This is a genomic window from Kitasatospora sp. NPDC098652 (assembly GCF_044760155.1).
Classification (GTDB): Bacteria; Actinomycetota; Actinomycetes; order Streptomycetales; family Streptomycetaceae; genus Kitasatospora.
Genome location: NZ_JBIWAQ010000008.1, coordinates 13,631 through 39,176, shown reverse-complemented (window position 1 = coordinate 39,176; position 25,546 = coordinate 13,631). Strand labels below are relative to the sequence as shown.

At 72.1% G+C, this 25,546-nt stretch carries 19 protein-coding genes and 6 pseudogenes; 12 read left to right on the top strand and 13 right to left on the bottom strand.

Features of this window, described 5'->3' with window-relative positions:
- The 3 genes and pseudogenes from lanL to ACIQWA_RS19145 all read left to right on the top strand — a co-directional run.
- Positions 1 to 2,763, top strand: a complete 2,763-nt coding sequence (gene lanL / locus ACIQWA_RS19155; protein ID WP_402483921.1) for a class IV lanthionine synthetase LanL — start codon at positions 1 to 3, stop codon at positions 2,761 to 2,763.
- A gap of 8 nt (positions 2,764 to 2,771) precedes the next feature.
- Complete coding sequence (locus tag ACIQWA_RS19150; RefSeq protein ID WP_402483920.1) at positions 2,772 to 3,758, top strand: LLM class flavin-dependent oxidoreductase; 987 nt, start codon at positions 2,772 to 2,774, stop codon at positions 3,756 to 3,758.
- A gap of 140 nt (positions 3,759 to 3,898) precedes the next feature.
- Positions 3,899 to 4,267 (top strand): annotated as a pseudogene (locus ACIQWA_RS19145) (tannase/feruloyl esterase family alpha/beta hydrolase); the annotation flags it as partial.
- 78 nt (positions 4,268 to 4,345) lie between these two features.
- Here ACIQWA_RS19145 and ACIQWA_RS19140 read toward each other — a convergent pair.
- Complete coding sequence (locus tag ACIQWA_RS19140; protein ID WP_402483918.1) at positions 4,346 to 4,855, bottom strand: hypothetical protein; 510 nt, start codon at positions 4,853 to 4,855, stop codon at positions 4,346 to 4,348.
- A gap of 187 nt (positions 4,856 to 5,042) precedes the next feature.
- On the opposite strand from ACIQWA_RS19140, the gene ACIQWA_RS19135 reads away from it, so the two are divergent.
- Positions 5,043 to 6,383, top strand: a complete 1,341-nt coding sequence (locus ACIQWA_RS19135; RefSeq protein WP_402483916.1) for a GH1 family beta-glucosidase — start codon at positions 5,043 to 5,045, stop codon at positions 6,381 to 6,383.
- A 217-nt stretch (positions 6,384 to 6,600) separates the two neighbouring features.
- On the opposite strand, the gene ACIQWA_RS19130 is transcribed toward ACIQWA_RS19135, so the two are convergent.
- The 7 genes and pseudogenes from ACIQWA_RS19130 to ACIQWA_RS19100 all read right to left on the bottom strand — a co-directional run.
- Complete coding sequence (locus tag ACIQWA_RS19130) at positions 6,601 to 6,873, bottom strand: hypothetical protein (protein WP_402484306.1); 273 nt, start codon at positions 6,871 to 6,873, stop codon at positions 6,601 to 6,603.
- A 58-nt stretch (positions 6,874 to 6,931) separates the two neighbouring features.
- Positions 6,932 to 7,093 (bottom strand): annotated as a pseudogene (locus tag ACIQWA_RS19125) (histidine kinase); the annotation flags it as partial.
- A 365-nt stretch (positions 7,094 to 7,458) separates the two neighbouring features.
- Positions 7,459 to 8,655 carry an alpha/beta hydrolase family protein gene (locus tag ACIQWA_RS19120; protein ID WP_402483914.1) on the bottom strand — a complete coding sequence of 399 codons (1,197 nt, stop codon included), beginning with the start codon at positions 8,653 to 8,655 and terminating at the stop codon, positions 7,459 to 7,461.
- Positions 8,656 to 8,725: 70 nt separating this feature from the next.
- A complete protein-coding gene (locus tag ACIQWA_RS19115) occupies positions 8,726 to 9,088 on the bottom strand; it encodes a hypothetical protein (protein ID WP_402483912.1) in 363 nt (120 codons plus the stop codon).
- A 171-nt stretch (positions 9,089 to 9,259) separates the two neighbouring features.
- Positions 9,260 to 10,192 (bottom strand): amino acid ABC transporter permease, encoded by a 933-nt coding sequence (locus tag ACIQWA_RS19110; RefSeq protein ID WP_402483910.1) that lies wholly within the window; start codon positions 10,190 to 10,192, stop codon positions 9,260 to 9,262.
- Complete coding sequence (locus ACIQWA_RS19105; RefSeq protein WP_402483908.1) at positions 10,189 to 10,854, bottom strand: amino acid ABC transporter permease; 666 nt, start codon at positions 10,852 to 10,854, stop codon at positions 10,189 to 10,191. Before ACIQWA_RS19105 ends, ACIQWA_RS19110 begins: the two co-directional genes overlap by 4 nt.
- A 79-nt stretch (positions 10,855 to 10,933) precedes the next feature.
- Positions 10,934 to 11,422 (bottom strand): annotated as a pseudogene (locus ACIQWA_RS19100) (transporter substrate-binding domain-containing protein); the annotation flags it as partial.
- Between the two features lie 167 nt (positions 11,423 to 11,589).
- Between ACIQWA_RS19100 and ACIQWA_RS19095 the strand changes: the two are divergent.
- Positions 11,590 to 12,108 (top strand): J domain-containing protein, encoded by a 519-nt coding sequence (locus ACIQWA_RS19095; RefSeq protein WP_402483906.1) that lies wholly within the window; start codon positions 11,590 to 11,592, stop codon positions 12,106 to 12,108.
- 150 nt (positions 12,109 to 12,258) lie between these two features.
- On the opposite strand, the gene ACIQWA_RS19090 is transcribed toward ACIQWA_RS19095, so the two are convergent.
- Together ACIQWA_RS19090 and ACIQWA_RS19085 are read right to left on the bottom strand one after the other, a co-directional pair.
- Entirely contained in the window at positions 12,259 to 13,734 is a 1,476-nt protein-coding gene (locus tag ACIQWA_RS19090) for an NF041680 family putative transposase (RefSeq protein ID WP_402483904.1), read from the bottom strand.
- Between the two features lie 183 nt (positions 13,735 to 13,917).
- Entirely contained in the window at positions 13,918 to 14,940 is a 1,023-nt protein-coding gene (locus ACIQWA_RS19085) for a hypothetical protein (RefSeq protein ID WP_402483902.1), read from the bottom strand.
- A 707-nt stretch (positions 14,941 to 15,647) separates the two neighbouring features.
- Between ACIQWA_RS19085 and ACIQWA_RS19080 the strand changes: the two are divergent.
- The 3 genes and pseudogenes from ACIQWA_RS19080 to ACIQWA_RS19070 all read left to right on the top strand — a co-directional run.
- A pseudogene (locus ACIQWA_RS19080) lies at positions 15,648 to 16,658 on the top strand (DUF6192 family protein).
- A gap of 3 nt (positions 16,659 to 16,661) precedes the next feature.
- On the top strand, positions 16,662 to 17,090 hold the full coding sequence (locus ACIQWA_RS19075) for a RacP protein (protein WP_402483900.1): 429 nt from the start codon (positions 16,662 to 16,664) through the stop codon (positions 17,088 to 17,090).
- A gap of 81 nt (positions 17,091 to 17,171) precedes the next feature.
- Positions 17,172 to 17,980 (top strand): annotated as a pseudogene (locus ACIQWA_RS19070) (IS5 family transposase); the annotation flags it as partial.
- 452 nt (positions 17,981 to 18,432) lie between these two features.
- On the opposite strand, the gene ACIQWA_RS19065 reads toward ACIQWA_RS19070, so the two are convergent.
- Positions 18,433 to 19,551, bottom strand: coding sequence for an FAD-dependent oxidoreductase (locus tag ACIQWA_RS19065; RefSeq protein WP_402483898.1), 1,119 nt, complete (start codon positions 19,549 to 19,551; stop codon positions 18,433 to 18,435).
- A gap of 53 nt (positions 19,552 to 19,604) precedes the next feature.
- Here ACIQWA_RS19065 and ACIQWA_RS19060 point away from each other — a divergent pair, with 53 nt between their 5' ends.
- Together ACIQWA_RS19060 and ACIQWA_RS19055 are read left to right on the top strand one after the other, a co-directional pair.
- A complete protein-coding gene (locus ACIQWA_RS19060; protein ID WP_402483896.1) occupies positions 19,605 to 20,297 on the top strand; it encodes a TetR/AcrR family transcriptional regulator in 693 nt (230 codons plus the stop codon).
- Between the two features lie 374 nt (positions 20,298 to 20,671).
- On the top strand, positions 20,672 to 21,511 hold the full coding sequence (locus ACIQWA_RS19055) for an IS5 family transposase (protein ID WP_402483894.1): 840 nt from the start codon (positions 20,672 to 20,674) through the stop codon (positions 21,509 to 21,511).
- A gap of 80 nt (positions 21,512 to 21,591) precedes the next feature.
- On the opposite strand, the gene ACIQWA_RS19050 is transcribed toward ACIQWA_RS19055, so the two are convergent.
- A complete protein-coding gene (locus ACIQWA_RS19050; protein WP_402483892.1) occupies positions 21,592 to 22,023 on the bottom strand; it encodes a hypothetical protein in 432 nt (143 codons plus the stop codon).
- Positions 22,024 to 22,120: 97 nt separating this feature from the next.
- On the opposite strand from ACIQWA_RS19050, the pseudogene ACIQWA_RS19045 reads away from it, so the two are divergent.
- Positions 22,121 to 22,225 (top strand): annotated as a pseudogene (locus ACIQWA_RS19045) (Hsp20/alpha crystallin family protein); the annotation flags it as partial.
- 132 nt (positions 22,226 to 22,357) lie between these two features.
- Positions 22,358 to 22,915 carry a GNAT family N-acetyltransferase gene (locus tag ACIQWA_RS19040; protein WP_402483890.1) on the top strand — a complete coding sequence of 186 codons (558 nt, stop codon included), beginning with the start codon at positions 22,358 to 22,360 and terminating at the stop codon, positions 22,913 to 22,915.
- A 39-nt stretch (positions 22,916 to 22,954) separates the two neighbouring features.
- On the opposite strand, the gene ACIQWA_RS19035 is transcribed toward ACIQWA_RS19040, so the two are convergent.
- Positions 22,955 to 25,537 (bottom strand): acyl-CoA reductase, encoded by a 2,583-nt coding sequence (locus ACIQWA_RS19035; protein WP_402484282.1) that lies wholly within the window; start codon positions 25,535 to 25,537, stop codon positions 22,955 to 22,957.
- Positions 25,538 to 25,546 lie beyond the last annotated feature (9 nt).

The window sequence follows — 25,546 nt, the reverse complement described above, 5'->3', positions numbered from 1 at the left end:
ATGGACTACGACGACCTGGTGCGGGGCCTGCTGGCGACCGACCCGGCGGGCTGCTGGCAGCTCGTGCCGGGCGACTACTGGTGCCGCGTCAGCCCCTCCCGCTCCCACACCCGGGCCCAGGGCTGGAAGATCCACGTCTCCGCGGTGCCCGCTGACGCTGAGGAGGTCCTGCGCAGGACGGGCGGCGCACTGGTCGCCCGGTCCGTCCCGTTCAAGTACGTCGGCACGGCCGAACTGCTGCGCGCGTCACTGGGGCGGCAGAACGACCCGTCGGCGAGCGGCAAGTTCCTCACCGTCTACCCGGCCACCGACGAGCAGTTCACCCGGCTGCTGGACGAGCTGCACAGCCTGCTCGCCGGACTGCGCGGCCCCCGCATCCTCTCCGACCGGCAGTACCGGGGCGGGCTCGTGCACTACCGGTACGGCGCGTTCACCGGCCACAGCCGACTCGACGACCACGGGGTGCGCCAGGAGCTGATCCTCGCGCCGGACGGCTCCCTGACACCCGATCTGCGGCGGGGCTGGTACACCCCGCCCGCATGGGCCCGCGACCCGGTGGCCCGCCGCCTCGAGGAGGCACCGCCGGCGGAGGCACCGGCCCAGCTGGCGCGGCAAGTGCAGCAGGCCCAGCAGGCGGACACGACGGACGAGGAGATGGCCCACCAGCCGACCGGCACCGACGAGGCCACGATCGGAGGCCGGTACCGGGTGACCGCCACCATCCGCCACACCAACCGGGGCGGCGTCCACCGCGCGGTGGACACCCGCACCGGCCGTCCGGTGGTGATCAAACACTGCCGGGCCTGGGTCGAGCCGCAGCCCGACGGCACCGACACCCGCGACCTGATGCGGCACGAGGCCGCGATGCTGGCCCGCCTCGCCGGAGCCGTCCCCGTGCCCGAACTCGTCGACCTCCTCGAACTGGGCGACAACCTCTTCCTGGTGGAGAGCGAACTGCCCGGCCGCCCACTGCGCGAACTGCTCTTCCCGGCCGAGGACGACGCCGAACCGCTCGCCGAGGAATCGGTCGTCGAGCTCGCCGTACAGCTGATCGAACTCCTGCGGGCCGCCCATCGCCACGGCGTCGTCATCGGCGACGTCACGCCCGACAACTTCCTCGTCGCCCCCGACGGCCGGCTCCGGCTGATCGACCTGGAAGGCGCCGCCGAGACCGGGACACCCATCGCCCGCCTCACCACCAAGGGCTACGCGCCGCCGGAGAAGCTCACCGCCGACCCCCGGGGCGTCCTCCTCGCCGACGAGGCGATGGACCGCTACGCCGCCGGCGCCATCCTGGAATCGCTCGGCCTCCAGCGGCCCCGGGCCGCGGGCACGGGCGAGCGGCCCACGGGCGCGCCGAGCGCGCTGGACCTGCTGGCCGGCCGCTCCCGGGCGGCGCGGCGGCTCGCCCCGGCGGTCCGGGGGCTGACCGCGGCCGATCCTGCACGGCGGTGGAGCTGGGAGCACGCCCTACGGTGCCTGCGCCCGGCACCCGGCACCGGCGCTCGCGCACTCCCCGCCGACGCCCCCGGGCCGTCCGGCGCGCCCCCCGGCCTCGACGGGGACCGGCTCGTCCACGACGCCCTGCTCTCCGTGCTGAACGCCCTGCGGCCCCGGGAGGCGGCCCTGACCGAACCGCGCGGCTCCAACGGCCGCTACGACCCGCGCTCCGTCCAGGCCGGAGCGGCCGGGGTCACCGGCGTCCTGCTCCAGGCCCGGCGCGCCCTGCCCCGGATGCCGCAGGACCGGGCCGAGGCCCTCGCCGGCCCGCTGGACGACGCGCTGGTCCAGGTCGACCGCTGGTGGGACCGCAATCTCGGCGCCCCCGGCCGCCGCCTGCTGCCCGGTCTGTACAACGGCTTCGCCGGGGCCTGCTGGGCCGCCGCCGACGCCGCCCTCGCCACCGACGACCCCATCACCCTCCGGCACGCGCTGGACCTCAGCGAACAACTCCCCACCCGCTGGCACGTCCCGACCATCGCCCACGGCGTCGCGGGCACCGGGGCCACCCTGCTGCACCTGTGGCGCTCCACCGGCGAGACCGCCCTGCGCGACCGCGCCCGGGAATGCGCCCTGCACCTGGCCGAGACCGCGCTGCCCGACGGCTCCGGCGGCCTCCACTGGCCGGGTGGCGCCGGCGGACCCACCGCGTACCACGGCTTCGCCGTCGGCACGGCCGGGATCGGCTGGTTCCTGCTGACAGCCGCCGACGCCCTCGGGGAGCCGGAGCTGACGGCCGTCGCCCGCCGGGTCGGCGACGGACTCGTCGCCGCGGCGCTCACCCGCGCGGTGCCGGGCGACCCGTCCGACGCCCCCGCCCTCGCCGCCTGGTGGCCCGAAGGACCGGACGGAGGCCCCCGGCGCCACGGCTGGTGGGCCGGCCCGGCCGGAATCGGCGCCTTCCTCCTGGAACTCGGCCGACGCACCGGTGAACAGAGCCACGCCGACACCGCCCGCGCCGCAGCCGTCGCGGTCGCGCACTCCGCCGCCCGAGCCCCCCTCGGCGCCTTCTGGGGCCTGGCCGGGGACGGCCAGTTCCTGCTCGACGCGGGCGCGGACCGCGCGGCCGACCTGTGCACCGCACTGATCGGCTCACACGCCGGACTCGACGAGCGGGGAGCCCTGACCCTCGGAGACAAGCACGACTTCGCCGCGGGCGTGCCGGGCCTCCTCGCCCACCTGCTGCGCCACCGCTACGGCACCCCGGCGCCCTGGCTGCTGCCCTCCCCCGCGCTGCCGTCCTCCCCGGCCGGGGAGCGGTGACCGCCACCATGACCGAATACTCCGTCTTCGTCCCCTTCGACCCCCAGCGCGGCGATCAGATCCTGCCCTTCGCCGCCCTCACCCAGTGGAGCACCGCGCACCGCCTGTGGCAGGGACAGGGCAGCGGCGGCGACCCGTACCAGATCTTCGCCGTCGCCGCGGCCCACGGCTTCCGCACGCCCTGCGGCACCGGCGTCGCCCTGATGCCCTCCCGGCACCCCTTCGACGCCGCCCTCCAGGCCCGCACCCTCGCCCTCACCACCGGTCACCCCGTCACCGCCTGCTTCGGACCCGGCTCCCGCGCCCTGCAGCGCCGCATGCTCGGCGCCCCGTACGCGAGCCCGCTGACCGCCGCCCGCGAATACCTGACCATCGTCCGGGACCTCCTCCACCGGGGCAGCGCCGACCTGCACGGCGAGTACTTCGCCTGCGACGCCGAACTCGCCCCGGTCCCCGGCCCGCCGGTCGAACTCGGCCTCGGTGTGCTGCGCCCGGCCATGGCGGAACTGGCCGGAGCCGTCGCCGACGTGGCGGTCACCTGGATGACCCCGGCGGCCTACCTCGCCGGGACGGTCGTGCCCGCCCTGCGGGCCGGCGCCGCCGCAGCCGGACGCCCCGCGCCCCGGCTCACCGCGATCGTCCCGCTCGCGCTGGAGCGTCCCGGCCGCCGCGCCGCCGACCTCGCCCTCGCGGGCAGCGGCCACCACCTGCGCGCCCCGCACTACACCGCCATGCTCCGCCGCGCGGGCGTCACGCTCCCGGCAGAACCGGGCGATCCCTCCGCCGCCGCGGCGGCACTGGTCCGGGGCGGCGGCTTCCTGTACGGGAGCGGTGCGGAACTCGCCGACCAGCTGGCCGGGTTCGAACGTGCGAGCGTGGACGAGATCGTTCTCAATGTGACCGGGGTCGCCACCGCTTACGGCCGCCGGGCAGCACTCGACGAACTGCGGGACATCCTGGTGGCCCTCACGGCACCACGGCACCACCGTCCGTAGCCCGCCCCGAAGCCCGAACGCCTACCCGGGCACGCCGCGGGTCAGACCCGCTCGTAGTGCGCGAGGTACTCCGCGAGCCCGTCGTCCGTGCACTCGTCGCTTCAGCCCGCGGTTCCGCGACCTGGACGACCAGGTTCCGCGGCAAGCTGATCACCTGGCACGGCGACGCCGACCAGCTGATCCCCACCGCGGGCACGGTCGACTACCGCAAGCGCGTGGACGAGGAGATGACCGGCACGAGGAAGGTCGACGACTTCTACCGGCTCTTCCTGGCACCGGGCGTCTCGCACTGCGGCCTGGACGGTGGCAAGGTCGACGACCTGGCGTCACTGACCGCCTGGGTCGAGCACGGCAAGGCACCGGCGGTCCTGCACGCCGCCCTGACCACCGCCACTGGTGAGACCGTCGCCCGTGACCTGTGCCGCTACCCGATGGTCTCCCGCTACACCGGCCACGGTGACCCGAACGTCGCGAGCAGCTTCCGCTGCGTTCGCCCCTCGCGCGGCTGAGACCTGCGGTACAACAGGTTCGGGTCCGTCCCCCGGGCGGGGACGGACCCGAACTCTGTCGTACGTGACCCGCTGCGCTCAGAGAGCCAGATCCGCCGCCAGACAGGCGAACCTGACCGCCAGCGCGTCGGGGTCGTGGGCGTCCACCGCCCGGTACGCCGACGGCACCGCCTTCTCCTCCGGGAAGCGGGCGGCGTCCGGGTGGGACTCGGCCCGGACGAACATCTCGGCGGCCTCCCGCTCGTCCTCGGCGGTCATCGCCAGCGCGCCGTAGGTGATCAGCGCCAGGCGGGGCGACACGGACGGCAGACCGGCGTCGCGGGCGGCAAGGGCGTGCGCCCGGGCCTGCTCGATCTCGGCCGAGACCTGGCGGTGCGTGGAACGGACGTCCCCGTCCTGGTAGAGCGCCCGGTAGGCGGCCGCCAGCACTGAGGCCGGCGACTCCGTCGAGCCGGGCGCGAGGTCCGCCTGGACCAGCCGGTGCGCCTGGCCGAGGCGGGCGGCGTGACCGGCGACGAAGGCCGCGTCCGTCAGGCGCCGGGACCGGTCGGTGTGGTTCTCGCTGAGCTCGGCGGCCCGGACCACCACGTGGCCCTCCTGCTCCGCCAGCGCGACGGCGTGGCCCAGCAGCGAGCTCTTGCCTCAAATGACTGGGGGTCAAGGGGGCTCCGGGGGCCGGTTGTGGAGTCTCCGGCACGTGGGCGACGGTCCTCTGGCGTTCTGAGGCCACGTCGATAACATGAGGCCTCCTCGCATTTCTTGTCAGGAGGCTGTCATGCCGGATCGCTACGACCTACCGGCGGGGTTCCGCTGGGGCGCCGCCACCGCCGCCTACCAGATCGAGGGGGCGGTCGACGAGGACGGCCGAGGCCCCTCCGTCTGGGACACGTTCACCGCCCGCCCCGGGGTCATTCGCGACGGGCACACGGGGGCGGTGGCCTGTGACCACTACCACCGGTACCCCGAGGACATCGCCCTGATGAAGGGCCTGGGGCTGGACGGCTACCGCTTCTCCGTCTCCTGGTCCCGGGTCCTGCCCACCGGCGCGGGCGCCGTCAACCCGGCCGGACTCGCCTTCTACGACCGACTCGTGGACGCACTGCTGGAGGCGGGCATCACCCCGCTGCCCACCCTCTTCCACTGGGACCTCCCGCAGGCCCTGGAGGACACCGGCGGCTGGCTCGACCGCGACACCGCGTACCGCTTCGCCGACTACGCCGCCGTCGTCACCGACCGCCTCGGCGACCGCATCCCCGCCTGGATCACCCTCAACGAGCCCTTCGTCCACACCGTCTTCGGCTACGCCCTGGGCACCCACGCCCCCGGCCGCACCCTGATGTTCCAGGCCCTGCCGGCCGCCCACCACCAGCTGCTCGGCCACGGCCTGGCCGCCGCGATCCTCCACGACCGCGGCCTGGAGGTGATGCTCTCCAACAACCTCACCCCCGTCGAACCGGCCTCCGACTCCGCCGCCGACCAGGCCGCCGCCGAGGCCTACGACGCCCTCCACAACCGGCTGTTCACCGACCCCCTCCTCCTCGGCCGCTACCCAGACCTCTCCGCCCTCGGCGTCCCCGACGACATCTACGGCGCCGTGCACGACGGCGACCTCGACCTCATCCACACCCCCGGCCTCGACGCCCTCGGCCTCAACTTCTACAACCCCACCCGCGTCGCCGCCCCCACCACCCCGGACCTCCCCTTCGACCTCGTCGACATCCCCGAAGCCCCCCACACCGCCTTCGGCTGGCCCGTCGTCCCCGACGCCCTCACCCGCCTCCTCCTCCACCTCCGCGACACCTATGGCAAGGCCCTCCCGCCCATCACCATCACCGAGAACGGCTGCTCCGTCACCGAGGAGACCGTCCCCGACCAGCCCCGCATCGACTACCTGGCCGCCCACCTCGACGCCCTCGCCCAGGCCACCGCCCAAGGTCTCGACATCCGCGGCTACTACACCTGGTCCCTCCTCGACAACTTCGAATGGGCCGAGGGCTACCATCAGCGCTTCGGCCTCGTCCACGTCGACTTCGAGACGCAGGAGCGGACCCCGAAGGCCTCGTACGCCTGGTACCGCGACCTGATCGCCACTCATCCAGCCAGGCGCTCAATGTAGTTGGTCCTCAGTTGCTGCGGGATGTGCGGCCCCTCGGCGTTGGCCGAGAGGCCCTCTGGACGGCGCGGCCCGCAGCAGCTGAGCCCCGGACTCAAGGCAGAGGACAGGGTGTTCGACAAGTCCGTAGCCCGTCCCCAGTGATTCAGCTGCGGGTCGGTTGTGTAGGGAAGGGCGGCCTTGCGACTTCAGGCCCTCACCTCGCGTGCGGCGAGCCCGGTCAGACCGCTGCCGAGGGTTGGGTCCGCGCCGCGCATCCGTCATCCGTGACCTCCAGGACGAGCAGGTCCGCGTGGTATCGGCCGGACACCTTGGCGGTCTCGGCGCCACTGTGGCGTGCGATGTTGGTCATGGCCTCGCTGATCAGGTAGTAGACGTTGGTCTCCACCTGCCGGGGCAGTCGCCCGGGCAGGTCCAGGTCCACCTCGACCGGGAGAGGGAACCGGCTTGCCTGCTCCCGTATCGCGGCGGCCAGCCCGTGGTCCGCCAGCACGGGGGGGCAGGCCGCGGACCAGGATGCGCAACTCCTCGTGTGCGGCAAACAGTTGCTTCTGTGCTTCGGTCAGCTGCCCACTCAGCGGCGATCCCGGCGGGACGTCCAGGTGCATCAGTCCGAGCGTCATCCCCAGGCAGATGAGCCGCTGCTGCGCGCCGTCGTGCAGGTCCCGCTCGAGCCGTACCCGTTCGGCGTCGAATGCGTCCGTCAGCCGCACCCGGGACGCGTGCACCTCCCGCAGCGCGCTGCCGAGTTCCTCGTCGCGCGGGGCGCGCAGGGTACGCGCGAGCGCGGCGCGGGCACCGGCCCAGGAGGTCACCGTGTACGGCGAGGCCAGCAGCACGAAGGACCCGAAGACGGCCCACGGCCAGGTGTCGCCGTCGACGGCCTCGAAGCAGAGCGCCGGCACCCCGAAGGAGAAGAACAGCACGAGCAGGTCCAGCCACCACAACGCGGCCGCCGACACCAGCGTGAAGCCCAGTTCGCGGCGGGCACCCGGGCGGAGGCGGGAGCGCACGAGAGGACGAACGCGGAGGACGAGACGGTTGAAGCCCCTGGCACGCCAGAGGTGTCGGTCCGGTTTCACTGCCAGAGCTGGTCGAAGGTGTGGATGGCCTGCTGGGCCGCCGGGGCGAGGGTGTTGGTGGTGGGGGGCGACCCGGCCGGCTGGAGGAGGTGGGTGACGTCGGGGAGGGTGACCAGGCCGGGCCCGCCGGTGCCGGCCGTCTTGAGGGCGCTGACCAGCGGGCCGGTGGTCGAGCACGGAATCTGGGTGTCGGCGGTGCCGCAGGTCACCATCACCTTGGTGCTGGAGGGCAGCTTGGCCGCCAGGTCCGGCGGGTACACGGCGTCGTCGGTGCGAGCGAAGGCGAGGTTGGCGTTGAGGCTCTGGAACACCGTCGCGATCGCCCCGGGCATGCCCGTGGTGTCGGCGGGGTTGCCGGCCCGGATGCTCGACACCCCGTTGGTCACGGCGGTCTTGACGGTGGTGGCCTCGGCGGAGCCGAGCTGCCCGGCCGAGACGGCGGCGTCCACCTGCTGATCCACCTGAAGAGTGACGAGGTCGAGCAGTCGCTCGTCCTGGGGCTCCAGCAGCGCCAGTCCGGCCACGGCCGGTTTCGCGGCCTGCTGGACCTCCAGGGCGATCATCGCGCCCTCGCTGTGGCCGGCGATGAGCAGCCGCTGTGGGTCGGCGCCGGGCTGGCCGGCGAGGAACTGGTAGGCGGCGGTGGCCTGTTGGACGAAGGAGTTCAGGTCGAGGCCGCCCGGGTTGCCCGCGTAGGTGCCGAGGCCGGTCTGGCCGGTGCCGTACTTGTCGTATCGCAGGGTCATGATGCCGTCGTCGCCCATCTGCTGGGCGATGTCGGCGAGGGTGTCGGGCATCAACTGCGGGGGCTGGTTGCCGTTGCGGTCCGTGGGCCCACTGCCGGGCAGCAACAGCGCGGCCGGCATCTTCGCTCCGGTCGCGTTCGGCGGGATGTGCAGGGTGCCGTAGGTGGTGGTGCCGTTGACGACGAAGGACACCTGTTGGTCGCCCGGGGCCGTGGGCGACCCGGGCGCGGACGGGGAGGCCGAGGCGGCCGCCGGGGTCGCCTCGACCTGGGCGGCGGCGCTGACGACGGCGCTGGCGGCGGCGCTGGCGGCGGCCCGGCCGCCGGCCGGCGTGGGCTCGGGCTTGTCGCCGGAGCCGCAGCCAGCGGTCAGGCCCAGCGCGGTGAGCAGAGCGATCGCCGAGGCCAGTCGGACGGCCGGACGGTTCGAGGGCGCGGACGGAGACACGGGTTCACTCCTGTACATGGGTTCACTCCTGGGACAGAGATCAAGCGGTTGACGGCGGACAGTCGCGTCCTCAGAGGCCCGCAGCCGCCCGGACCTGCGCGACCACGGCCTCCGGGTCCGGGACGGCCACCAGGAGCACGTCGAAGTCGCCGCCGTCCTCCGCCAGTTCGATGCGTACGGCCCGTCGGCCCCGACTCGCCAGGACGAACTGTCGTCCCTCGGTCGAACTTCGCCAGGTCCCGGCCTTGACGACGCCCGGAACGCTGGTTCCCGGCGCGCGCAGGCCGTGTGCCGCCGTCAGCGGCTGATCCTCCACCGACACCGAGCGGATGGCGGTCAGCGGCACGGCGATGTCGCTGTGCATCGCCTCGATCCGCTCCCACGCCGTCAGGCGCACCACCAGTCGGCCCGCCTCGGTCACGATCTCCGCCATGCTCGTACCTCCGCCGCATTGTCAGGGGATCCAGGGATTACCACCCCGGTGGCCCCGGGTGCGCCACCGACACCACGCGACCACCCCGGTCCACCGCTGAACGGGTGGATGGCGAAACCGCCGGTCTGCCGGCGCCCACGGCCTCGGCTTCGGCTTCGGATCCGCGCGTACTCATCTGCCGGAGGCGCCGCCCGCTCCGCCGAGTTCGTCGGGGCCCAGGTGCTCGCCCGGTGTCGCCAGATCCTCGACCGCGTGCGCGCCGACCACCGCGCCGGTGGACCTCCTGCCGTGTCGGAGCCTGCCCTCCAGCCGGCCGGCGAAGGTCGTGAGCGTGAGGTTCACGAGGACGAAGACCACCGCGACGACGGAGAAGGCGGCGATGGTGTTCGCGCCGTAGTTCGCGCTCAGCGGGCGGACCGACGCCAGCAGCTCGGAGAAGCCGAGCAGTGCGCCGCCCAGCGCGGTGTCCTTCACGATGACGACCAGCTGACTGACGATCGCCGGCAGCATCGCCGTGACCGCCTGCGGCAGCAGCACGTGGCGCATGACCTGGTTCTTGCGCATGCCGAGCGCCATGGCCGCGTCGCTCTGGCCCTGGGGGAGGGCCAGGATTCCGGCCCGGACGATCTCCGCGAGCACCGAGGCGTTGTAGAGGACGAGACCGGTGACCACGGCGTACAGCGGTCGGCTGTCCGAGCCGACGTTGGTGTACTGGGCGTACGCCGCGTTCGCGAAGAGCATCAGGATCAGCACCGGGATGGCGCGGAAGAACTCCACGACGGTCCCGGCCGCACCCCGCACCCACCGGTGGTCGGAGAGCCGGGCGATGCCGAACAGAGCTCCGAGCGGCAGCGCGATGACCATGGCGAGCGATGCGGCGATGACGGTGTTCTGGTGCCCCGGCAGCAGGTACGTACCCCAGGCGCGGGAGTCCGTGAAGAAGGGCCGCCACTTGACCCATTCGAGCTGGTTCTTGTCGGCGAGGCTCTGGACCACCCACCAGGCCAGAGCGGCCAGGGCGACCAGGAACAGCACCGTCGACACCGCGTTGCGCCGTCTGGCTCGCGGCCCCGGCGCGTCGTACAGGACGGACGACGGACTCATCGCCGGACCGACACCGTCTTGCTCACCCAGCCGAGGATCAGCCCGGTCGGGAGGGTGAGGCAGCTGAACCCGAACGCGAAGATGGCGGAGATGAGCAGGAGTTGGGCCTCGTTCTCGATCATCTCCCGCATCAGCGCCGCGGCCTCGGCGACGCCGATGGCGGCGGCCACCGTCGTGTTCTTGGTCAGGGCGATCAGGACGTTCGCCAGGGGGCCCACCACGGAACGGAAGGCCTGCGGAAGGACGATGAGCGTCAGCACCTGGGGGAAGGTCAGGCCGAGGGCGCGCGCCGCCTCGGTCTGACCGATCGGCACCGTGTTGATGCCCGAGCGCAGGGCCTCGCAGACGAACGCGGAGGTGTAGGTGATCAGGCCGAGCACGGCGAGCCGGAAGTCGATCGTCTTGAAGTTGCCGGCGCCGAGCGTGACGCCGAGCGTCTGGAACAGGCCGAGTGAGGTGAAGACGATGATCACGGTGAGGGGGATGTTCCGGACTGTGTTGACGTAGGCGGTGCCGAAGCCACGCATCAGCGGGACCGGGCTCACCCGCATGGCCGCGAGCACGGTTCCCCAGACCAGGGCCCCGATGGCGGAGTAGAAGGTGAGCTGCACCGTCACCCAGAAGGCCCCCAACAGGTCATAGCGGTTGAGAAAGTCGAACACGTTCTGTGACTCCCGGCCTGCTGGGTGCGGGAAGGGCGAGGCGCGCCGCTTCGAGCGCGGCGCGCCGTGGGTAGCGGCCTCAGCTGACGATGACGCCGATCTTCGGCGCGGGCTCGTTGTGGTAGTCGGCCGGACCGAAGTTCTTCTTGACGAACGCGTCCCAGGAGCCGTCCTGGACCATCTTCTCCAGGGCGGTGTTGATCTTCGCCTTGAGATCGCTGCCCTTCTGGACGCCGATGCCGTAGTTCTCGTTGCTCATCTTGAAGCCGCCGAGCTTGAACTTGCCCTTGAAGTCGGCCTGCGCGGCGTAACCGGCGAGGATCGAGTCATCGGTGGTGAGGGCGTCGATGACCTTGTTCTCCAGACCGGTGAGGCACTCCGAGTAGCCGCCGTACTCCTGCAGCTGGGCGTTCGGCGCGATCCTCGTCTTCACGTTCTGCGCCGAGGTGGAGCCGGTGACCGAGCAGAGCTTCTTGCTGTTCAGGTCCTCCGGCTTCTTGATGGAGTCGTCGTCCGCCCGGATCAGTACGTCCTGGTGCGCCAGCAGGTAGGGGCCGGCGAAGTCGACTGCGGAGGCGGTCGCCCACCAGCGAACATGCCCCTCCTGGGCAGCGCCTTGACAAGCGTCCGCCGAGATTTTATCCAGGTCAATGAGGAGGGATTTGTCCTGCGGATCGGGTCCGCACTCCCAGGTGGGGCGCGGACTCACCGGCACACGGGAGGAGGGCGGCTGCGATGACCAGCGGGCGACCCCAGCGGGATCACTACGCGGTGCTTGATCACTACGCGGTCCTCGGCGTCGAGCCCTCGGCGTCCGCGCGGCAGGTCACCTCGGCCTACCGCGGCCTGGTACGCCTGCTGCACCCCGATGCCGGCGCCGACCGGCCCGGATCGGCCGAGCGGCTGCGCGAGGTGGTCGCCGCCTACCAGGTCCTGCATGATCCCGAGCGGCGCGCCGCCTATGACGCCGAGCACGGCAGCAACCGTGCAGGTCGTGCGGCCGGGAGCAGGCGGGTGGAAGTGCGCGTCGTCCCGGCGGCCGGCAGCGCAACAGCGGCCGCCGCCCCGTTCCCGCGAGGCGGGAGCCGACCGGGCCGGCCGTCCGGCCCGGCGGTCCGGGCCGGGCCGGTGCGGTTCGGGCCGGTGCGGTTCGCACCGTCCGAATCCCCGCTCGCCCGGAGCGACCCCGGAGACCCGACCCCCCGAGACCTTCTGGCCTGGATGCTGCGCCGGCTGTGGGAGGTGGAACCATGACCGCGAAGGAAGGTCGGCCTCCCTTCAAGCAGTGACGCACCCTGCGACCGGGAGCACGGCCGGTGGTGCGATGCCGCTGCCCTGCACTGCCCCCGAACTGCCCGGGTCCGGCCCGGAACCTTCCTGTGCCGCCAGCTCTGAGCTTGTGATTTATCCAGTACGGCGTGGTTTGGTGCCGACTTTGTGGTGAGCCGGTCGGCGGTAGGACTCGCCGGTGGCCAAGAGCAGGCCCACGTCGTAGCGGTTCGCGGGGCGGCGGTTCTTGGAGCCGGGCGGCCGTCCGGGGCCGGGACAGGTGGGTTTCGGCACAGCGGCTGGCGTTGAGGTTCTGGCGTGCAGGTGTCGGAACCCGCGTCGGACCCGGGCGGGGGTGAGCTTGTTCGGTTCGGCGGGTTTCTCCCAGGGCCGTCGCAGGTCGACGGCCAGGGGGCGGGCGAGGCGGAGTTGGGTGTGCGCGACCGCGATCAGCCAGGTCCAGCGGTCCGCCGCCTCGGCTTCCCGCAGTCTCGGGGCGGTCCAGCCGAGCGTCTGCTTGATCATCCTGAAGAAGTGCTCGATGTCGAACCTGCGCAGGAATGCCCGCCAGGCCAGGTCGGCCTCCGCGGGTCCGGCCGTGGGCCGTGACCACCACAGCCATAGCGGCTTGGGGTCGCCGCCGCTGGGCAAGTGGTCAACTTGGAGTCGGATGACGGTGCCCTCGATGACCGGGAGCTGGCCGGGGTGGTCGCGCCAGGCGGCGCGCCCTTGCAGCTCCGGGTGGAGCCGGTCCCAGCTCTGGGCGTGGGCGGTGCCGTAGCGGGTGGTCTCCGCCTTCGTCTCCGCGTCCGGGGCGCACCAGGTCCTGGCGTCTTTGAAGATGAACTCGCTGCCGTGCTTGGGTGGCCGCCCGCCGGCCGGGTTGGCAAGGGCGAACTCCGCACGGGTCGGCGCCGGGCGGCGCATCACTCGGTCCGAGCGCAGACGGCCCAGAATCTCCACAGGCAGGTCGTGCAGCAGGTAGGCCAGCCGCATCACGTCGTAGCCGGCGTCGGCCACGATCAGCATCAACGGGTCGCCCGGGCTCCACTGGCCGACGCTGACCAGGCGCTCGACCAAGGCCCGCAGCTGTGCGGCGGTGACGGCGGCGAGGTCGTCGCCGGGCCGCAGCCGCACTGCGTCCAGCGGGGCGACCCATGAGGTCCGGCCTGACTCCAGGGCAACGACCCACGAGTAGGGCCAGCCCGGGATCATCTGATGCCTGGCATCGCCCCGGCCGTAGGTGTGGCAGAACGAACGGGCGTCGCTCGTGTCGGCGTCGGGCCGCCGCCACGGCGAGACGTCCACCGCGAGCACCAGGCGGCCGTCGGCGGCGCGGGGCAGCGGCAGGCCAGCCAGCTCGGCCCGCAGCCGCTCGACGTCCAGGCGGCCCCGGTTCAGCGCACCGTACAGGGCGCCGTGTCCGCGCCGGTGCTCGGGAGCCAGCGCCAGGCCGACCAGGGTCTTCACCGGTCCGTCGGTGCACAGCACCGCGTCGGCCAGCTCGAACAGCGCATCGCGCCGTCCGGTCAGGCAGTCGTAGAAGACCTCCCGGAAGCGTGACAGTTCCGCGAACGGCTCGCCCTGCACACCCTGCTCCACCACACTCACCACTACGACCTTCGCGTCAAATCCATTATCTCTTGGTCGAGTTCAGGATCACGCGAAGGCAGTGCTGCCGTCTCGGCAACACTCGGACGAGTGATCACCGGGCCCCTTGTTCGAAGCCGGACGCGAGAAGCCAAGCTCGGATCGCCGCAACCGGTTGGCAGCGATGGTGGCTTGCTACCGCCATCAGTGGCCTGGGGCCCACGGGTCGTTGAACTCCACCGGATCGGGCCTTTCGGGGTGGAGCATCTCTCGGACACAGCGCTGCAGCCCTGTCTCGCCGGATCCGCCGGCGGCGACCATCCAGGGCAGGGCTTCCATGGCGTGGGCGCGATCGTCAGTGGCGAGGTCGTCGACTGCGACGCGCAGGGCCTTGGGAGCGGGTTCGTCGGCGAGGCAGAGCCAACCGATCGCGGCAGCCAGCCGGACCTCGGGTGCCTGCGTCCGGTCCTGCAGCTGATCGCTCATCCACTGGGCGGTCAGCACATGGGGGTGGGCCCGGGTGGCCTCGGCGATGGCGAGGACCAAGGCGGCGCGGACGATCGGGTCCTGCTCGATGGCGAACCGGGCGCGAAGAGCTGAGCGGACGGTCCGGCGGGGGTCGGCCGCGGTAGCCAGTGCGTAGGCGGCGTGGATACGGATCGTCGAATCGGGATCGTCGAGAAGGGGCTGCAACAGGACCGTGTCGACGGTGATCGCGGACCGGGCGGCGGCGACCGACCAGCCCGCCGGGTAGCCGGTCACCTCGACACCGTAGTCGTCGTAGAGGTCGTCGGTAGCGGAGCGGTGGAGCAGCAGTTCATCGCGGGAGGCGACGCCGAAGTGCCGTGCGCGGGCCGGCGAGGAGAGCTCGGCAAGCGTGTCGACCCGATGGGGGTGGCGGGTGTCGGCGGCGATGCGCACCATGAATGGCACAGCGAGCGCGGCGGCGGCCCTCATGTCGTTGGCGCACATGCCGCCCACGACGCCCGTGCCGACGCGAACGGGCGCGCCGACACGCAGCAGCTGGACGGCTTCCCTGACACGATCCCCCTGCGGGAGGTTCTCCCAGGGGACCTCGTCGAGCAGGAAGCCGTCCTTGGCCTCGGGTGAGATGGCGGCCACCACTGCGCGCACGTCGAACGGACCGCCCGCGAAGGAGGCCAGTTCCGCGCCATCCACCAGTGCTCGACACATCGCGAAGGTCGGATCGGTCCGCCAATCGCCCACACCACACCACCCCACCGCTGAGTCTGATCAGAGCCGATCATGCCCGAGCGGACCGACAACCGTGCAGACAGACCACCCTCGCGCCGTTGGGCGGGACTCTGCCCTTCTCGACCCAGGCCGCAGACCCGTGATCGTCAGGACCGCGTGTTCGACGCCGGACGTTAAACGTCAAGCTGAGTACCTGTGTCTGAACCCCCGTTTTGGGTAGCCTGGAGCCCTAATCTGGGCTGGTGTCCGAGGGCAGCGGGCCGGTTGGCGAGCGGAAGTGCGAGGGCTGCGGCGTACGGCTGAGGCCGGAATCGCGGCCCGACGCGGTGTACTGCTCGGCGGCGTGTCGTGCCAGGCAGTGGCGGGTGGACCAGCGGCTGCGGAAGCGGGTGGCGGCCGAGCTGCGCGGTGCCGGCCGAGTGGAGTGCCCGGAGTGCGACGCCTGGTGGGTGGCCGGGGTGGATCGGCGTTCGAACGCCGTCTACTGCTCGCGGCGGTGCGTGATGAGGGCCTGGCGGGCCCGGAAGGAATCGTTCGGCGAACGGTCACAGTGACCGTTGAGCGAACGGCACAGTTGGCCTTAATCGGTCAAGTCCGTTCATCCGCAAGGTTGTTGTTGTGATCATCACATCTTGGGCCGGACTCTGCTGCGCGGAAGCGGGCCGGTCCCGTCGCGGCCAACGGCCGCGCCCAGCCTGCGAGTTGGTGGTGTGATCCACATGGCTCAGGAGATCGAGAAGGCGGAGAAGGTCGGCAGCGTCAGCGCCAGCCGATACGAGGAGATCGTCGCCGAGCTGCGGAAGCTCGTGGAGACGTCCCGACAGGTGCAGTTCTCGCTCGGCGACTACGCGCTGGAGATCGAGCCGATGCGTGAGCCGGGCGGCTCCGAGCCGGCGGAGGAGATGTTCACCGTCAAGGCGTCGCTGGCCAGGGTGGCCGACGACATCGGGCTGACCTACTCGCTGGTCAGGCGCGCGAGGTGGACCGCGTCGCGGTGGCCGAAGGAGCGCCGGCAGAGCGGAGTCTCCTTCACAGTCCACGAGATCCTGGCGGGGATCACGGACGAAGCGGAGCGGTTCGAAGCGATCCTCAACCCTCCGAAGCCCCGGGGCCGGTGGACGCCGGACGAGGCCAAGCGCAAGCTCGGCTGGCAGGTCGAGCGCCCCATCTCGCCGGAGGAGAAGGTCCGCGCGATCCACACCCTGGCCACGTCGGAGGAGGTCGCGGCGAAGGTGACCGGCGACCTGCTGCGACGGCCCGAGGTGATGGCGCACGTCCAGCCGAAGGACAAGGTGAGGGCGGTCGAGGAGCTGACCCGCGACGACCACGTCGCGGCGGAGGTGACCACCGGCCTGCTGCGGCGCCCGGACGTCGCGGCCCGGGCGATGGCCGACGACACCGCCCGCCACCAGGTCAACCACGCGCAGGTCGAGCGGGGCAGGTAGGCCCGCGAGCACTTCGAGCAGAACAGCCCGATCGCGCCGGCGATCCGGCAGATCGACCGGACGGTGGAGTTCCTGGACCTGGTGGCCGCCTGCCACGCCTTCGTCGCCGCGGCCGGCCGGGTCGTCCCCGGCCTGCGGGACCGGCAGCTCGGCGAGGACGAGCAGGCGGTGATCCGGGAGAACTGCGCGCGGATGCGGGCGACGCTCGACTGGGTGGAGACCGCGGTGGACACCGGCAAGGTGGACATGGACAGCGAGCTGGCCCGTCTCCTCCAAGGCGAGTAGGCGATGCCACGCGCTTCCCAGCGCAGGTCGCCGGCCGCCGAACGGCACGCCGACACCGTCCGCAAGGTCCTGTTCGAGGCCCGCCCGGCGGGCCTAGTCTTCGACCAGCTGAGTCGGGCTTCGGCGTTGAGCCCGAGCCAGGTCAGGTCGGGGCTGGCCTGCCTGCGCGACACCATCGCCGAGCGGGGCTGGCCGCCGCTGATCTGGAGTCGGGCGGACGGCTACAAGTTCTGCTCCGACCCCGCCGAACTCCAGGCCTATGAGGTCGCGGTGATCCGCGAGAAGCTCACCGAGATCCGCCGGTTCATCACCGGCGTCGTCGCCCCGCACGCCGTCCTGCAGCCCAAGGGCCGCTGGATCAAGCACCTGAACACCCAGCTCAGCTCGGTGGAGTCCACGCTCGACGTGATCGCCGACTACATCGACGCCTGACCCTCACCGATCCTCCGGGCCCGGCCGCCGCAGACGGCCGGGCCCGCCAACTGCCTGTCTCTGAACCGGAAAGGAAAGTCCGTGCGCTACCGCTGCTATCCGTCGGACACCTTCGACGACGAGTGGGCCCTGATCGAACCGCTGTTGCCCACCCCGGCCTGCGAGACGAAGTCCGGCGGGCGCCCGGAGAAGCACCCGCGGCGCGAGATCGTGGACGCGATCCGCTACGTCGTCGACGCCGGCTGCAAGTGGCGCGCGCTCCCAAAGGACTTCCCACCCTGGCGGACCTGCTACGGATTCATGGCCCGCTGGGCAGCGGCCGGTGTGATCGGGCGGATCCGCGACCAGCTGCGCGAGCGGGTCCGCCGCGACATGGGCCGAGCCCCCGGCGCGGTCGCCACCATCATCGACTCCCAGTCGGTGAAGGCCGCCGAGACCGTCGGCCGCGACTCGCGCGGCTACGACGCGGCCAAGAAGATCAACGGCAGGAAGCGGCACCTGGTCGTGGACACCAAAGGCCTGCCGCTGTTCGTCATGGTCACCCCGGCCGACATGACCGACCGCGACGCGGCGAAGGAAGTGCTGTTCCGGCTGCGGCTGATGCACCCCGAGATCACCATCGTCTGGGCCGACTCCGCCTACGCCGGACAGCTCGTGACCTGGGCGAAGAAGTACCTGAACCTCACGATCAAGACGGTCAGCCGGCCCAAGGACGCGAAGGGGTTCGTCGTCCTGCCCCGGCGCTGGGTGGTCGAGCGGTCCCACGCCTGGATCATGCACGCCCGCCGACACGCCCGCGACTACGAACGCCTCATCCAGCACTCCGAATTGCTGATCACCTGGGCCGCGATCACCATCATGACCAGACGCATCACCCAGAGGCAGTCCCGGCGGAAGGGCCAGCCGGAGCCCCGCGAAGCCCAGCGGGACTGATCGTTCTCGGAGTCGGTCCACCGGCCGACCCCCTGACCAGTCGAACGAACCGGTCAAACCTACTCTCCCACGGCCTCCGACGACCCGTCAGCGGATTCGCCAGCGTCGCGGCCGACGCCCGGCTGACGATTCACCGCCCCGGCGGCCTGACCTGGTTCGACGGCGAGTTCGCCGCCACCCGCGAGTGGCACAGCCAGGTCCGCGAGCACCGCGCTCTGCTGCTGATCACCGCTCCGGCCCGCCAGTGATGGCGCTGGTTGAAAACGACCACCCCTTGCTGGGGCATGGGACAGACCTGCCGGCCTCGATTCCCCACCCACAGCACGCTGGAGCCAAGTCCAGGGGCGGGGGAGCAGTCCAGGGTAGGCGAAGCCCAGCGCGCAGTGCCGCAGCGAGGTGCCCTCGGCCGTCAGGATGGCTGGACTTGGTCGAAGTGGGCGAGGGCTTCGGCGGGGTCCGGGCTCACGAGGCGTTCCAGACCGGCCGTCGTGATCTTCGCCCACCTGCCGGCCCGTGCCCACATCTGTTCCTCGAAGGCGCGGACGGTTTCGTCCAGATCTCCAGGGCCGGTAGCGATGGACTCGGCGAGTTCGGCACCTTCCAGCATCGCGAGGTTCGCGCCCACCCCCAATGGAGGCATCAGATGGGCGGCGTCGCCCAGGAGCGTCACCCCGGGGACGTGGGTCCAGGTGTGGGACACGGGCAGGACGTAGAGGGGGCGGTGGACGAAAGCGGGGCCGTGGCGGAGGAGTTCGAGGACGGGAGCGGCCCAGCCGTCGAACAGAGCCAGCAGGCTCGATCGCACCGCCTCGGCGTCGGCCAGGTCCAGGTCCGCGTGCCAGTCCAGCGGCGCGCGAAACCGGGCGTACACCTTGACGTGGCCGCCGCTGTTGCGCTGGGCGACGAGAGATCGGTTCACGCCGTACACAGCCACGGAACCGTCGCCGATCAACCGGGCAAGGTCGGGGTGGCGGGTGTCGACGTCGTCGAGGGAGGTCTCGACCGAGGTGATGCCGGTGTAGTGCGGCGTCACCGACGAGACTGCCGGGCGGACCCGGGACCAGGCACCGTCCGCGCCGACCACGAGGTCGAACGTCTCCTGTCGCCCGTCCGCGAAATGGACCAGTACGCCATCCCGGGTCCCCGGCACCACCTGCGTCACGCCCCGGCCCCACTGGACGTCGAGAGGGCCGAGCAGCAGGTCACGGAGTTGCCCGCGGTCGATCTCGGGATTGGCCAAGTCATCTGGACGGGGTCGCCAGTCGCGCAGGACGGTCCCGTCCGTGTCCAGGATGCGCATGGCCTGCCCCTCGGGGCGAGACAGTGCCTGGAACTCCGCCAGCAGCCCCGCCTTGTCCAGCGCGAGCTGGCCGAGCCCTTCGTGCAGGTCCAGCGTGCCGCCCGGGGGGCGGGCGTCGGGGGCGGGATCGCGTTCGAGGACGGCGACGGGGTACCCATGGTGGTGCAGGACACGGGCGAAGGTAAGGCCGCCAGGGCCGCTCCCAACCACAGCGATACGTTGTCTCATATCGATACACTGTATTTCCCCAATACGATGCATCGCAACAGAACGGTGTGACCATGACTGTGTGGGACCGGTCGGAGCCGTCGGCTCGCCCCGTGCCGCTCGACCGGGAGCGGATCGTCGCCGCCGCCATCGCGCTGGCTGACGAGGGCGGGCTGGAGGCGGTGTCGTTGCGCAAGGTCGCCGCCCAGCTGAACGCCGGCCCGATGCGGCTGTACGGATACATCTCCACCAAGGAGGAACTGTTCGACCTCATGGTGGACGAGGTCCAGGCCGAGATTCTCCCCGAGGAGCAGCCTGGTGGCTGGCGGGAGGCGCTGTGCATCCTCGCCCACCGCACCAGGCAGGCCGCTCTCCGTCACGAATGGTTGGCCGACCTGCTGGGCGGCCGCCCGACCCTGGGCCCGAACGGCCTCGCCGTGACCGAGGCCAAGCTGGCCGCCCTGGACGGCCTCGCCGACATCGACACCGTCATGCGCGCTGTGGAGACTGTCAGCGCCTACTTCACTGGCGCGATCAGGCGCGAGATCGCGAACCTGCGGGCCGAGCGCGCCACTGGCCTGTCCAAGCGCGACTGGCAACGCGCCTCCGGCCCGCATGTGACGAGGATGTTGGCCACGGGCCGCTTCCCGGCGCTGACTAAGGCCGTATATGACGGCACGGACGTGGACGCCGAGACATCCTTCGCGACCGGCCTGGAATGGGTCCTCGACGCCGTGGCCGCCAAGCTCACCCCGCCGCCGGCGTGACGTGCATACTCCCCGAGCGGGCGGCCTCGCCCTTCGTTGACGACGGCAACGCCCAGCCTCATCACCAGCGACATCTGACCTGAGGCCTGTTCGATTCCCGGCTTGGGCGAACGCTTCGCACACCTTCAGAAACAGGTACTGAGTGGGCGTTTCAGCTAGGAACATGCCAGTTGATCCCGGCTCTTGGGAAGATCTGCGGGCCCGTCCGGCGCGACTCCCGAGGCCGGGGTGGCTGGAGTGCCGCTGGTGCTGGATAGCCTGTCCGAACCGTGTGGCTCGTCCTGTCTCGTCCCAGGAGGCCGGGCCCGATGGCACTTGTCCCGCGACTGCCGCGGCCTCTGGCCAGAGCAGCGATCCCGCAGTATTCCGTCATCATGACGGCCCGCCGACCGTATCCGAGCGACCTGTCCGACGCCCGCTGGGCCCTGGTCGAACCCACCCTCACCGCCTGGCGCGAGGAACGTGCCGCACGGGCCCTGGCCTTCGGGCGACCACCCGAGCACGAGCTGCGTGACCTGCTGGACGCGATCCTCTACGTCGACCGCACCGGCATCCCCTGGCGCTACCTCCCGCACGACTACCCGCCGCACCAGACCGTCTACGCCTACTTCGCCCGCTGGCAGCGCGACGGGGTGTTCGAGCAGCTCAACGGCCTGCTCCGGCGCCTCGTCCGCACGGCCGAGGGCCGCAGCCCGGACCCGACGGCCTGCATCCTCGACTCCCAGAGCGTGAAGACCGCAACCACGGTCCCCGCCGCGACCCAGGGCATCGACGTCGGGAAGAAGATCGTCGGCAGGAAGCGGAGCATCGTCACCGACACCCTCGGCCTCCTGCGCGCCGTGCTGGTCACCGCCGCGAGCGTGCACGACGGCACGGCCGGCCGGCAGCTGCTGACCCGGGTGGCCACCGACCACCCCACCGTTCACAAGGCCTGGGCCGACATGGGCTACAAGAACGCCGTCATCGAACACGGCGCAACCCTCGGCATCGACGTCGAGATCGTCCTCCGCGACCCCACGACCAGGGGATTCTCCGTCCAGCCCCGCCGCTGGGTCGTCGAACGCACCCTGGGCTGGCTGATGAACCACCGTCGCCTGGCCCGCGACTACGAAGCCCTCCCCGTGCGCTCCGAAGCCATGATCCACGTCGCGATGATCAGCCTCATGACCCGCCGCCTCACCGGCGAATCCACCCCGACCTGGCGCGGAACCTGACCTCGACAAGCAGGAACGAAACGCCCACTGACCGGCTCGTTGCCGTGCGTAGCTCGGCCACCGTCAGCCGCGCCGTCACCTCACGCCTCCTCCGCGCGGGCGCCGCGAGCCCCTGCGGGGTCGCCACTGCCATCAGGCTGTTGGTCCGGGGGGCCGAGCTGCTCCGGCTGCGCGTGGGCCCGTGCGCCGAGCACGGGTGCGCCGTGCCGCTCCGGCCGGTGACCCGCGGCGTCGGCGATGCGCTGACGTGGCGTTTCGAGCGCTCCCGGCGGCACCGGGATCAGCCGGCGCGCGGCGACGCGCCCCACCCAGTGGCGTCCGCACTCAGGGCACGGCGGCGCCCCGGCAGGGGTGTACGGCGAGTCCACCGGCATGCCGTCCCGGGAGAAGTACTCCCAGTCCCGGCCCTCGTCATCGCGGTAGTGCTGGACGTCGTAGTCGATGCTCCACTGGTGCCAGCAGTGGCCGCAGGTGAACTCCACGCGTTCCAGGGCCAATTCCGTGATGATCACTGTCGACACCTCCTCCGCCGAGGCGATGCACTGCGCAGGCTCCTCCGAGGTGCGGGCCGGCCACAGGGCAGCCCCCACCAGTCCGTATACCTCCAAAGACGCGGGGGTGCTGACCCTGCGGATCCCGATCTCCGAACACGCCGAGCCGCGCAAGATCGAGATCACCCGGAGTGACGAGGGCCGCAAGCAGATCCGCTCCTGACAGCCCGCCGACCGTTCCGCCCGGCCCCGGGCGGAACGGCCCCGATCGGTGTGCGGGCCTCGGCCCGCAACCAGGGCGTATCGAAGGGGCGCGACCAGGGGCGCTCGGTCGGGCTTGGTTAGGCTGCCGGGCATGGGCCAGAACGTGAGTGTTGCCGCGAGTGCGGGAGAGCTTGTGATCGTCGATGCGGCAGCGGTGGGTGGGGAGTTCGCGGGGGCGGGGCACCGGATCCTGGCGGAGTTGGTGGCGGGGGGCGCTGCGCTGGGGTGGGTGGAGCCGCCGTCGGGGGAGGAGGTGGCGGCGCTGGTCGAGGAGGTGGTGGCGCGGTCGCGGGTCGGGGACGGGGCGCTGCGGGTGGCGTACCTGGGCGGTCGGCCGGTCGGGTTCGGTTACTGGCTGCGACACCAGCGGCCGACCCACCGTCCGCACGCGGAGCTGGAGAAGCTCGCGGTGTCCGCCGCCGCCCAGGGGCGGGGCATCGGGCGGGCGCTGACCACGGCGCTGATCGCGGACGCGACGGCCGCGGGCATCGAGGTGCTCACCCTGGACGCCCGCGGCGACAACGCCGACGCGCTGCACCTGTACCACTCGCTCGGCTTCACCGAGTACGGGCGACTGCCGGACTACGTCGCCGTCGGGGAGCGCCGGTACGACAAGGTGTTCGCCATGCTGGACCTGCGCCGGGCCTGAACCCGCCCGGGGGCGGCGCGAGCCCGGCGCAGGGCGGTGTCACGGTGTGGGCTGCCGCCGGTCGACCACCGTCCGGAGCTTGCCGCTGGTGGGTGTCCGTTCGAAGGCCGCGGAGCCGACGGTCTCGACCGTGAGATCGAGCAGGCCCTCGGCGACGGCCGAGCCCAGTTCCGGGACGGCGGTCAGGAACGCGGCGCGGGCGGCGGCCGCGGGCGGGGCGTAGCGCTCGTCGAGGCGGACGGTGGCGTGCTCGCGGGCCGCGCCCGGGTCCAGCAGCAGTTGGAGTTCGCCCTGGTAGCCGAACTCCTCCTGCGCCACCGCGATCAGGCGTCGGACGTTGAGGAAGTACGTGCCGACCCGGACGACGTCCCCGTAGCGGCCGAGGAGTTCGATGCGGGGGGTGTGGCTGCCGCAGGGGCAGACGCCCTCGACGGCGCGGCCGAGGTCGCCGATCTGGTACCGCTCCAGGCGCTGCCCGGCCCGGGTGCGGCTGGTGAAGACCAGGCGGCCCGGCTGTCCGGGGGGTGCCGGGCGGTCGGCCTCCGGGGCCAGGACCTCCAGGGTGTGGAGGTCGGTCAGGACGTGGTGTACCGAGCCCTCGGAGTGGGTGCACTGGTAGCCGAGCGGCCCCAGATCGGTGCTGCCGTACGCCGCCGAGCGGATCACCTCGACGCCGAACTCCTCGGTGAGCACCCGGCGTTGTTCCGCCGTGAAGTGCTCGCCGCCGTAGAAGACCTTGCGGATCCCGCCGTACGCGCGCAGCGCGGCGCCCTGGTCGTGGAACAGCTGCCAGAGGTACGAGGGCATGCCGAACACGGTGTCCGCCCGGTGCGTCACCAGGGCCTCGGCGGTGGCGGCGTGGTCGGGGCCGGCGGCGATCGGGAGCTGGGTGGCGTTGAGGCGCTCCAGGATCGAGAAGAAGCTGATGAAGCTGCCGTACATGCCGCCGCAGTAGAACAGGTTGGCGGCGCGGTCCCGGGCCGGGTCGAACCCGGCGGCGAGCAGGCCGTCGGCGCAGGCCCGCATCTGGGTGTCGTAGTCGGCGTTGGTGAACACCGACAGGGCCGGGGCGCCGGAGCTGCCGCCGCTGCGGAAGTGGAGGTGGGCGTGCTCGGGCGCGAGGGTGCGCAGCTGCTCCTGGACCCCGGCCTTGTCCAGCAGCGGGCCGTCCGGCGCGGCGGGGACGAAGGCGGGGGCCGCCAGGTCGTCCAGGCAGGCGGCGGTGGCGAAGGCCCCGTCGGCGCGGACGCTGACCCGGCGGCTGTAGCGCTGGAGCGCGTACACGCCGTCGTGGGGCTCGCCGTGGTAGCTGTCGAGCATCCCGCCGACCGGGGTGACCCGCAGGACGCCGGCGGCGAGCACCGCCTGCGACAGCCGGGCGACGTCGGCCCGGCTGCCGCCGATCGCGGCGGTCTGCAGGTAGCGGCGCATCGGACGCAGCACCGCCATCACGGAGCCGCGGGGCAGCGGCTTGACCCAGACGCTGCGGTGGAGCGGCGAGGCGGCCAGGGCGGGGCGGGTGTCGGCGAGGACGCGCCAGGAGCCGTCCTCGGCGGCTACGACCCTGGTGAGGCCGAGGTGTTCCTCCAGCCGGGCGATCAGCTCGGTGGTGGTGACCTCGGCGTGCTCGGCCGGTTCGAGTTCGGGGCGGGGCAGCCGGGCGGAGGCCTCAGCGAGGTGGGTGGCGAAGCGCTCGGCGAAGGCGAAGACCTCGGTGGTGTCGGCGGCTGCGTCGGCGGTGGCGTCGGAACCGTCGGTGGTGCCCTCGGTGTCGAGGTAGATCACCTGGGGGCTGGAGCAGGCCTGTTGCTCGAAGCGGCAGACGTCGGCGGCGAGCGCGTCCAGGGTCGTCCGGTCCGACCAGGCGTCACGGGTCAGGTAGGCGAAGGAGATCCGGTGGCCCCACTCGACCAGGCGGCAGCCGGGCGGGACCAGTTCGGCGACCGAGCGGACGGCGTCCTCGCCGCCCCACACCGCCACCGCGTCGGCGGGCTCGCACAGCAGGCGCAGCCACTCGGCGCGGGCGGAGGGGAAGCGCAGCACGACGATCCGGCGGGCCAGGGCGCCGGTCGGGTCGGCGGCGGCCAGCTCGGCGAGCAGGTGCTGGGGGAGCAGCGTGTCGTTGCTGCTGGTCTTGAGCACGTTGAGGTTGCCGGTGAGCAGGCCCTCGATCACGCTCAGCGGGGCCACGGCGGCGGCGTTGCCGGGGGCGATGTGGACCAGCAGCCCGACCGGTGCCCACGCCTCGAAGGTGGTCTCCCGGGCATCGGGTCGGGTGAGCCGCTCGGGGCGCAGTCCGCCGAGTTCGCGCCGGAGCTTGAGTTCCAGGGCCGGGCGGGCGATCGCACCGGCGATCTCGGCGAGTGTCGCGGCCGCTTCGTCCGCCTCGACACCGCCGGTGGCGAGTTCGGCGAGGAGCCGGGTGCGGACCGGGCTGCCCGCCGTGGCGAGGGAGTCGGCGAGGCGTTGGCAGGCGCTCAACACCAGTTCGGTGGGCAGGGGTTCGGCGAGGACGCGGGCGGCGAGCGCCGGGAGCTCGGCGAGCCGGCGGGCGGCCTCGTCGTCGTCGATGAACGAGCCCTGCCAGAAGTGGGGCGCGGCCGTGGCGAGTTCGGTGGTCATGGGTTCGGT

Bases quoted from the DNA above. Each gene is read 5' to 3' on its own strand.
- ACIQWA_RS19110 (WP_402483910.1), bottom strand. From the start codon at position 10,192: ATGAGTCCGTCGTCCGTCCTGTACGACGCGCCGGGGCCGCGAGCCAGA.
- lanL (WP_402483921.1), top strand. From the start codon at position 1: ATGGACTACGACGACCTGGTGCGGGGCCTGCTGGCGACCGACCCGGCG.
- ACIQWA_RS19150 (WP_402483920.1), top strand. From the start codon at position 2,772: ATGACCGAATACTCCGTCTTCGTCCCCTTCGACCCCCAGCGCGGCGAT.
- ACIQWA_RS19035 (WP_402484282.1), bottom strand. From the start codon at position 25,537: ATGACCACCGAACTCGCCACGGCCGCGCCCCACTTCTGGCAGGGCTCG.
- ACIQWA_RS19055 (WP_402483894.1), top strand. From the start codon at position 20,672: ATGACGGCCCGCCGACCGTATCCGAGCGACCTGTCCGACGCCCGCTGG.
- ACIQWA_RS19040 (WP_402483890.1), top strand. From the start codon at position 22,358: ATGGGCCAGAACGTGAGTGTTGCCGCGAGTGCGGGAGAGCTTGTGATC.
- ACIQWA_RS19075 (WP_402483900.1), top strand. From the start codon at position 16,662: ATGCCACGCGCTTCCCAGCGCAGGTCGCCGGCCGCCGAACGGCACGCC.
- ACIQWA_RS19115 (WP_402483912.1), bottom strand. From the start codon at position 9,088: ATGGCGGAGATCGTGACCGAGGCGGGCCGACTGGTGGTGCGCCTGACG.
- ACIQWA_RS19095 (WP_402483906.1), top strand. From the start codon at position 11,590: ATGACCAGCGGGCGACCCCAGCGGGATCACTACGCGGTGCTTGATCAC.
- ACIQWA_RS19060 (WP_402483896.1), top strand. From the start codon at position 19,605: ATGACTGTGTGGGACCGGTCGGAGCCGTCGGCTCGCCCCGTGCCGCTC.
- ACIQWA_RS19065 (WP_402483898.1), bottom strand. From the start codon at position 19,551: ATGAGACAACGTATCGCTGTGGTTGGGAGCGGCCCTGGCGGCCTTACC.
- ACIQWA_RS19135 (WP_402483916.1), top strand. From the start codon at position 5,043: ATGCCGGATCGCTACGACCTACCGGCGGGGTTCCGCTGGGGCGCCGCC.